At 69.4% G+C, this 2,172-nt stretch carries 2 protein-coding genes; one reads left to right on the top strand and one right to left on the bottom strand.

Annotated features, from left to right (window positions below; genetic code table 11):
- Positions 1–632 precede the first annotated feature (632 nt).
- A complete protein-coding gene (locus ETD85_RS61810; RefSeq protein ID WP_170247504.1) occupies positions 633–1,031 on the bottom strand; it encodes an SSI family serine proteinase inhibitor in 399 nt (132 codons plus the stop codon).
- 498 nt (positions 1,032–1,529) lie between these two features.
- On the opposite strand from ETD85_RS61810, the gene ETD85_RS61805 reads away from it, so the two are divergent.
- The coding region (locus ETD85_RS61805; RefSeq protein ID WP_240780182.1) for a hypothetical protein at positions 1,530–2,172 on the top strand (643 nt) is incomplete at its 3' end.

Here is a 2,172-nt window from a genome sequence, read left to right as displayed (position 1 = left end):
GCCCGACGCTCGACGGGCTGGGCGCGGTGGGGGGCGGGGCCCATGCGGACCACGAGCACGTCATCGTCGCCGAAATGCCCCGGCGCACCGCACTCCTCCGCGCCCTGATCGAAGCGACCCGCTCGACGTGACACCACCCCTGCTTTCGCGCCCCGGTCAAAGCGATCCACGCGGTGGCCGCCCACGGGTGTCCGGCTTCTGGCCGGAGCAACCCGGAACACGTGCAACCCGCCTCGTCCCCACCCCCCGATCGATCGAGGCAATCCACGGACGTGCCACCGCGCGCGCCTTCCCCCCTGGCCGCAGCAGCCCGGAACACGTGCCGCCTGCCGCGTCTCCGCCCTCATCGATCGAAGCACTCAACGGACGCGCCACCGCACGCCCCTTCACCTCCTGGCCGAAGCGACCCGCCGACATGACGCCATACGCGCCTTCAACGCCGTACGCGCCTTCACCTCCGGGCCGAAGCGGTCCGAAGAGGTGCCACCCGCTTCGTCTTCGTGGCCCAATCGAAGCGATCCACGGACGTGACCCGCACGCGTCTTCGCGTCCGGGGGCCGGGGCGTGATCCGGTGACACGACGCCGCCCCCCGCCGGGAGTTACGGCGGAGGGCGGCGGACGGATTGCTCTGCTAGACGACCGGGCCGAGCTTCCTCTCCATCTCGCACCGGTTGGCGAACTCCTCGTAGTACGGCTCCCGCCGGCCGTACCAGTGGCCGGTCACCTCGACCTCGACCGGATCGTAGATGCGTGGGCAAGGGCCGGGATCGACGTCGAGATCCCCCACCCATCCGTCCACGCTGCGTAGCGCGTCGCACGCCTCTCGCGGGCGGGGATGGAACCCTCCGTCGGGGGCGCAGGTGAGGCGCATCGAGTAGGCGCCGCCGTCGCGGGGGGTGACGGTGATGAACAGTTCGGCTCCCGCGGCGGCGGCGCTGGCGGGGAACGCCGCGAACGGCCCCGCGACGATGGCAGCCGCACACAGCCCGAGCGCGGTCACCCTGCGGGCAGCGGTCAGCATAAGCGACATGGAAACCTCCCTGGTCAAGGCCGTTCCGAGCATGGAACGACGCACCCCACATGACTACAGTCAGTGACCAATTTTCGACCACTAGTGCCATGGTGATCTCAAGGTGCTGGTGTGGTTACAGAGTGCTATCTCTACTGGTGAGGCGGCATACATCGGCGACCTGATAGGGGGAAGGGGCCCGCCAGGGCTGAAGGGGCGAGGAGCTACTCCGCTATGCGAGATGCCACCTCGCGGGTTGCGCGGCTGCGGCCGTCAGTGGGCCGTCTGCGGCGGAAGTCAGGCCTGCCCCATCCGGTTGCGCGTCGGCACGGTGGGGTGTCAGCCCGGCAGGGCGTGGCTGTGGAGCGGCGGGGTGTCGGCCCGGCAGGGCGTGGCTCTGCAGCAGCAGGGTGTCGCCGCGCAGCCGGTGGGGCGATGCGCTGGCGGCCGGGTCCGGTGGGACGACGCGTGCGGCAGGACGACGGGTCCGACGGGACGACGCGTCCGACGGGACGGTGGGTGCGGTGGGACGACGTGTGCGGCGGGACGGTGGGGCTGATCGAAGTCCGGGTGGTGGCGTGCGTAAATGGGGTCATGAGTGGTTATGGCGAGGCGTCGGCCAAGGCGGCTGGCGTGGTGATTCGGGAATTGCAGGAGATAGCCGAATTCCAGCAGGTCTACCGGTTGTTTGATGAGATCTGGCATCCGGATCCACGGAATGTGCCGGTGACGATGGAATTGATGATCGGATTCGCGCACACAGGCAGCTACGTGGCCGGCGCCTTTGAGGGTGACGTGCTGGTGGGTGCTTCCGTGGGGTTTCTGGCCGCCCGGCGGACGTTGCACTCCCATGTCACCGGGGCCGTGATCGGCCGGGGCATCGGGTACGCGCTGAAGTCGCACCAGCGGGACTGGTGCCTCGATCGCGGGCTCGAAAGGATCACGTGGACCTTCGATCCGCTCGTACGCAGGAATGCCCGGTTCAATCTGGTCAAGCTGGGGGCCATGCCCGAGGAGTATCTGGAGGACTTCTACGGGGCGATGGCGGATGCGATCAACGAGGGGGATGCGTCCGATCGGCTCCTGGCGGTTTGGCGGCTGGCCGGTGAGGGCGAGGCAGGGCGGCCGGGCGGGGTGGATGCGGCCGGGGCTCGGGTCGTGC

The organism is Nonomuraea zeae (assembly GCF_005889725.1).
Taxonomy (GTDB): domain Bacteria; phylum Actinomycetota; class Actinomycetes; order Streptosporangiales; family Streptosporangiaceae; genus Nonomuraea; species Nonomuraea zeae.
The sequence above is the reverse complement of the archived record's forward strand: the minus strand, read 5'-3'. Positions and strand labels throughout refer to the sequence as shown.